The organism is Nonomuraea sp. B5E05 (genome assembly GCF_039880665.1).
Lineage (GTDB): Bacteria > Actinomycetota > Actinomycetes > Streptosporangiales > Streptosporangiaceae > Nonomuraea.
In genome coordinates, this window is sequence record NZ_JBDPMJ010000015.1 from 216293 (window position 1) to 222292 (window position 6000).

Annotated in this window: 7 protein-coding genes; 3 read left to right on the plus strand and 4 right to left on the minus strand. The window is 72.5% G+C overall.

What is annotated here, in order from left to right:
* Nucleotides 1-130 precede the first annotated feature (130 nt).
* On the minus strand, nucleotides 131-589 hold the full coding sequence (locus ABGB01_RS27105; RefSeq protein WP_347776360.1) for a MarR family transcriptional regulator: 459 nt from the start codon (nucleotides 587-589) through the stop codon (nucleotides 131-133).
* Between the two features lie 135 nt (nucleotides 590-724).
* On the opposite strand from ABGB01_RS27105, the gene ABGB01_RS27110 reads away from it, so the two are divergent.
* Nucleotides 725-1153, plus strand: coding sequence for a DoxX family protein (locus ABGB01_RS27110; RefSeq protein ID WP_347776349.1), 429 nt, complete (start codon nucleotides 725-727; stop codon nucleotides 1151-1153).
* Between the two features lie 16 nt (nucleotides 1154-1169).
* Here the strand turns inward: ABGB01_RS27110 and mmuM are convergent, their stop codons facing one another.
* Both mmuM and ABGB01_RS27120 read right to left on the minus strand, forming a co-directional pair.
* A complete protein-coding gene (gene mmuM, locus ABGB01_RS27115; RefSeq protein ID WP_347776350.1) occupies nucleotides 1170-2036 on the minus strand; it encodes a homocysteine S-methyltransferase in 867 nt (288 codons plus the stop codon).
* A 58-nt stretch (nucleotides 2037-2094) separates the two neighbouring features.
* Nucleotides 2095-2757 (minus strand): Crp/Fnr family transcriptional regulator, encoded by a 663-nt coding sequence (locus ABGB01_RS27120; protein WP_347776351.1) that lies wholly within the window; start codon nucleotides 2755-2757, stop codon nucleotides 2095-2097.
* A 73-nt stretch (nucleotides 2758-2830) separates the two neighbouring features.
* On the opposite strand from ABGB01_RS27120, the gene ABGB01_RS27125 reads away from it, so the two are divergent.
* Nucleotides 2831-3094, plus strand: coding sequence for a YciI family protein (locus ABGB01_RS27125; RefSeq protein WP_347776352.1), 264 nt, complete (start codon nucleotides 2831-2833; stop codon nucleotides 3092-3094).
* An 11-nt stretch (nucleotides 3095-3105) separates the two neighbouring features.
* Here ABGB01_RS27125 and ABGB01_RS27130 read toward each other — a convergent pair whose 3' ends face one another.
* The gene (locus ABGB01_RS27130; RefSeq protein ID WP_347776353.1) at nucleotides 3106-5454 is read right to left on the minus strand and encodes a VIT domain-containing protein; all 2349 of its coding nucleotides are present in this window, start codon (nucleotides 5452-5454) and stop codon (nucleotides 3106-3108) included.
* A gap of 149 nt (nucleotides 5455-5603) precedes the next feature.
* Between ABGB01_RS27130 and ABGB01_RS27135 the strand changes: the two genes are divergently transcribed.
* Nucleotides 5604-6000, plus strand: a 397-nt coding sequence (locus tag ABGB01_RS27135) for a transposase (protein WP_347776354.1), incomplete at its 3' end; no start/stop codon positions are given.

Consider the following 6000-nt stretch of genomic DNA (forward strand, 5'->3'; position numbering starts at 1 on the left):
ACGGCGGTAATGGTCGCTCCCTGCGACGGCGTGCTAACGTAGAGTCACACCGGACGGTGGTGCTCTCGCGTGACCGTCCTCCACTCATGGGCTGCGCGTGCCTCCGGGCATGCCGAAGCCACGTCACGTCTCAGTGGGACGACCGTAAGGCACGTTCCGTCTTCCGCATGGCGGTCGTCATCGTATGCAGCTCTTCACGGCTGAGCCGGTCGATCAGATAGGCGCGCACCACCTCCACGTGGCCGGGCGCCACCCGTTCCAGGCAGCGCATGCCCGCGTCGGTGAGCACCGCCAGCACCCCGCGCTCGTCCGAGGGGCAGTGCGCCCGCTCCACCAGGCCGGCCTTCTCCAGCTGGGTGATCTGATACGTCAGCGCGCTCTTCGACGCCACGACGTCTCTGGCCAGCTCCGTCATGCGCATCTGGCGGCCGGGGGCGGCGGAGAGGTGCACCAGGATCTCATACTGCGGGTGCGTCAGCCCCGCCGCGGCCTTGAGCTGCTCCTCGATGCGGCGCTCCAGCAGGTGAAAAGTGGACACGAAGGCGTGCCACGCCGCCATCTCCGTCGCGTCCAGCCATCGGGGGTCCATCACCGCCTCAGTGTAGGCGCAGGCCGCGCCGCTCCTGAGAACAGGTCGTTGACTCGGCGGCCTGACTTGTTGTTCGGCTTTAAACATCACGGCTAGAGTTGTCGTTCAAAACTGAACGACAATCAAGGAGGTCGCATGATCGAACAGGCGCGCCCCATCGTCCTGCTGCTCGCGAGGATCGCCGTCGGCGTGATCTTCGTCGTCCACGGCTACCAGAAGTTCGCGACCATGGGCATCGCGGGCACCACCAAGTTCTTCGAGTCCGTCGGCATCCCGCTGGCCGGTGTGGCCGCGCCTGCGGTGGCCACGCTGGAGGTCGTGGGCGGGCTCGCGCTCATCGCCGGCGCCGCGCTGCCGATCGTGGGCTCGCTGCTGGCGCTCACCATGGTGGGCGCGATCGTCTTCGTGCACGGCGGGAACGGCTTCGCCGCCGGCGAGGGCGGCTACGAGTTCGTCCTGGCCCTGGCGGCTGCCAGCCTGGCCATCGGCTTCAGCGGCGGCGGCGCGTTCGCGCTCGACCGCGTGCTGGGCCGCCGCGGCGGCGCCGCCGCGGTCACCGTCTAGCGCCACCGGCGGGCGCTCAGGACAGGTGGGCGCGGATCTGCCGGACGTGCTCGGGAGTCGTCCGGCAGCAACCTCCGATCAGCGACGCACCCGCCCGCTGCCACTCCTTGGCGGCCTGGCCGTACTCGATCGGGTCGGCCAGGCCCACCCAGCGGCGACCGGCCGGGTCCCACGACTCGCCCGAGTTGGGATAGACCACCACGGGCAGCGCGCCCGACAGGCACGAGATCAGCCCGGGGATGTGGCGCGGCGCGGTGCAGTTGACGCCGACCGCCACCACCTGCGCATGCCCCGCGAACAGCGCGGCGGCCTCCCGGATCGGTGTCCCGTCATTGAGGCGCTCGCTGTCCCCGCAGGAGAAGCTCACCCACGCCTTGACCTCCGGCGTGTGGCTCAGCAGCCGGGCCAGCGCCCGCGCCTCGTGACGGGACGGGATCGTCTCGCAGGCCAGCAGGTCGGCCCCCGCCCCGGCGAGGATCTCCCAGCGCGGCAGGTGCCAGGCGAACAGGCCGTCCTCGTCGAGGTCGTAGTCGCCGGTGTATTCCGCCCCGTTGGCCAGGTAGGCGCCGTAGGGGCCGACCGACGCCGCCACCAGCCCGCCGCCGGCCTCGTCGCGGGCCTGTCCCGCCAGCTCGACCGACAGCCTGAGCAGCCGCTCGGCCTGCGCCACGTCGAGCCCGCGCCTGGCGAAGCCCGGGATCGTGGCCTGGTAGCTGGCGGTCGTGGCCACATCGGCGCCCGCCGCGAAATAGCCGGCGTGCGCCTGCCGGATCAGCTCCGGCTCCTCCAGCAGCAGCCGCGCCGACCACAACGCGTCGCGCAGATCCGCGCCGAGCCGTTCGAGCTGGGTGGACAGGCCGCCGTCCAGGACAAGTGTCGTCACCTCTTCAGGGTATGAGCAGCCGGACGGCCTCCAGACGACGCGGACGCTCCGCCGGGACTCAGGGCGCCGGGATCGGGACGGCGGCCAGGCGGGAGAGGGCCAGACGATCCAGCACGACCACCTCGCCGGTGGAGATCTCGACCCATCCCCGGCGCTCGAACCCGCGCAGTGCGCGGTTGACGCTCACCCGGGTCGCGCCGATCTCGGCCCCCAAGCCCGCCTGGCCGCCGTGGAGCGGCACCCGGCCGCCGGCGCAGCGGCGTACCAGCCAGGCCGCCACGCGCGTCGGCACGTCGCGCACCGCCGCGTCGGTGAGCCGCTCGTCGAGATCGCGCACGGTCGCGGCCAGCGTGCGCAGCAGCCGCGCCGCGACCTCCGGTTCGCCGGCGACCAGCTCCAGCACGGCGGAGCGCGGCACGTACGCGACCTCCACCGCCGTCAGGGCCGTGCGCGTCGCCCGGTGCGGCCCGTCCACGAGCAGGGCCGTCTTGTCGAACGCGACCGGCGCCGCCTCCACGGCAAGGACCACTTCCCGGCCCTCCGCGCTCACCCGTCCGGCCTTGACCCGCCCGTCGAGCAGCACGATCAGGTGGCCGGCGGGATCGCCCTCGGAGCACAGCACCTGCCCTGCCGGGTAGCGCCTGCGCCGCGCCGCCAGGCCGCGCAACCGTTCCTCTCCCAGCCGGGCGAACATCGGCAGGTCGGCCAGCGTGTACGTCATGTATCCCGATATACACCATCGCCGTGCCCCACGATGCTGAGTGAAAGGACAGGGCCGGTCTAGCGTGCGGGGCATGGCGAGATACGTACTGCACCTGGCTTTCGACGGCGACCCGCGGCGGCTCGCCGCCCGGCCCGCGCACCGGGAGCACCTGCGCGGGCTCAAGGAGGAGGGGCGGCTGGTGACCGCCGGGCCGTGGGCGGACGACACCGGGGCGCTGCACGTCTACGAGGTGCCCGGGGAGGAGGACCTGCGGGAGATCCTCCTCCGGGACCCGTACACGGAGGTCGGCGGCTACGAGGTCGTCCTGCTGAAGGAGTGGACGCCGATCATGTGACCGCCCGGTGACTAGGTGCGCTTCCAGAACGAGCCGCGACCCTCTCGAGGCTCACCGAGAGCCTCCGGCCCCGAGGACGGGTCCGGTGCGGCGGAGTGGCCGACGAGCGCGGTGAGGACCGCGACGGCGCGGTCGTGCAGCGCCTGAGCGTCCGCGCCCGGCCGCTCGGCCGCCTCCAGCTCGCGGGCCAGCGCCGCCAGTTCCTCGTTTCCCCCGAGGTACGCGGCCAGCGCGGCCAGCCGCGAGCCCAGGTCGGCCAGGTAGAGCAGGTCGGGCGCGGGAAGCGCCGTCAGCCTGCCGAGTTCGGCCACCAGCTGAGGCCGTACCGACGCCACCGGGTCAGCGCGCCGCGGACCGGACCTCCGGGAGCGGGCACTGCCGCGAGGCGAGCCCGGCCGCGCGGGAGCTCCCGGCGCCGGAAGCGGGCCGACGGCGCCGGCATCGCCGAGCAGCCCCTGCTCCGTGCCCGGGGCGAAGCCCTGAGGCTGCCGCATGTGTACGGCGGCCGCCGGCGCGGCGGCCATCATCGTGTGCCCGAAGGCGCCCATCGGCGCCGCGCTCCGCGGCATCTCCCATCCGCTGGGCGGCTCGACCGGCTGGATGACGCGGTGCTCGGGACCGCCCTCGGCGACCTGCCTGGTGTCGATCGCCACGTACGCGGTGAAGCGGCAGAGCACACCGTTGTCGAGGGACGTGCGCACGATCCTGGACTCCAGGTCGTGCTCGCCCATGGCGTAGCGGTCCTCCAGCTCGCGCAGGTGCGTACGGGCCCAGACGGCGCGGATGGCCGGATGGTCCACCGTCACGCCCGGGACCTGCTGCTCCCACGGCCCCTCGGCCGCCATGCCGTGCACGGTCAGCGAGGAGCCCTCGCGATACCGTCCGAACACCCGCAGGGGCACGCCGGGGAAGACCGAGCCGAGATGCGTGACCGTGTCCGGCTCCAGGTCGAGGCCCTTGATCGACAGGTCGGTGACCAGGGGAGCGCCGATCCTGCGGTGGATCTGCTCCATGGCGGCGTCGAGCCGGTCCTCCGACTCGACCAGCTCGCACCTCCCCGCGCCCAGCCCGGCCAGCCGGCCGAGGAACCCGGCGTTGACGGCCCTGTCGATGCCGACGGTGTGCACGCGCATGGCCGACAGCGCCCCGCCGGCCTGCTCCAGGATCTGGTCCTCGTTGCCCACCTGGCCGTCGGTGACCAGCACGACGACGCGTTCGCGCCCGGACGTGGCGCCCAGGAGGGCGACGGCCTGGAGCAGCGGCTCCAGCAGTTCGGTGCCGCCGCGGGCGTCGACCCGCGCGAGATGTTCGACGGCGCGGTAACGGTTGCGGTCGGACGCCTCCGCCAGGCCCTCGAACGCCTGCTCCACCACGGAGTCGAAGGTCAGCACCGCGAACCTGTCCTGGGGCGTCAGCGTGTCCACGATGCGCGCGGCGGCCCGGCGCGCGCACACCATCTTCCAGCCGCCCATGCTGCCGGAGCGGTCGAGCAGCAGCACCACGTCGCGGGGCGCGCGCGTGGCCTGCAGCGGCGGCGGCACGACGGTCAGCGCGAACGTGTCCCCGCCGTCGAGCTGCAACGACGTGGACGCTTCGAACGACATGCGCAGGATGAAGTCGCGGTCGAGCCGCTCGCCAGGACGCAGGCGGACCGTGTGGCCCTCCTCCTCGACCACGTGCAGGCTGGAGGCCAGCTCGCGCAGCTCCAGGCCCGAGGCGTCCACGCGCGCGCTGAGCGAGAGCCGTACCGGGTCGGGGAAGCCGGGCAGCAGGACGGGAGGGCTGATCCTGGACGCGTCCGGGACGGCGTCGGTGTCGGGTGCGGCGCCGTCGCCGGCGGGCCGCCCGTCGATGGGGGTGCCCGGGATGTAGCGCGGCGCGACGACCAGCGGGAACCTGAACGTGGCCGCGCCGTCCTCGTACGGCAAGGGCTGGCTCATGGTCAGCCGGACCGAGACGCGCTCGCCGGGCAGGATGTTGCCCACTCTGATCGTGAAGACGTCCGGCCGGTCCTCTTCGGCGATCGCCGCCCGCCTGCCCTCGCGCAGCGCCTGGTCGTAGTCGGCCCTGGCCTGGCCGCGCTCCTTCAGCACGCCCTCGATGACCCGGTCGTCGGCCTCCATCCTGAACCCCGTCACGGCGGCCCGGTCGGGCAGCGGGAAGACGTACGTCGCCTCCAGGGTGACGTCGAACGGGTTCCTGAAGCCCTGGGTGACCTCGACCCCGGCGATGAGCCCCGAGATGCCGGCGGCCACGTCCACGCTTTCGAGCGGCAGGTTGCCGCGTTCGGTCCGCAGGGCGCCGAACCCGGCGTCCGGCACCGGCAGGCACCGTGCGGGCTCCAGCGAAGTGATCCTCATCAGATACCTCCGTGGAAACCCCCGCCTTCAGGCGGGGGAGGAATCGGACCCCTGCGGAGCAGGACAGGGGCAGCCGATTCGCCGTCAGGCGAACCGGCGTATCGAACACACACGCGGCCCTTAGCTGATCGTGGGGTAGCATGTGAGGCGTGGCGCAGATCGTGAAGCGGGCCTACAAGTACCGCTTCTACCCGACCCCCGAGCAAGCCTCCGAGCTTGCCCGGACGTTCGGCTGTGTCCGCCTCGTCTACAACAAGGCACTCGAAGAGCGCACCCGCGCCTACACCATGGAAGGCCGCCGCGTCTCCTACGTGGAGTCCTCGGCCGCCCTCACGGCGTGGAAGCGCAGCGGAGACCACGACTTCCTGTCCGAGGTGTCGTCGGTCCCTCTTCAGCAGGCGCTCCGGCATCTTCAGGCGGCGTTCGCGAACTTCTTCGCCAAGCGCGCCAAGTACCCCACGTTCAAGTCCCGGAAGAAGTCCCGGGCGTCGGCGGAGTACACCCGCTCGGCGTTCCGCTGGCGTGACGGCCGGTTGACGCTGGCCA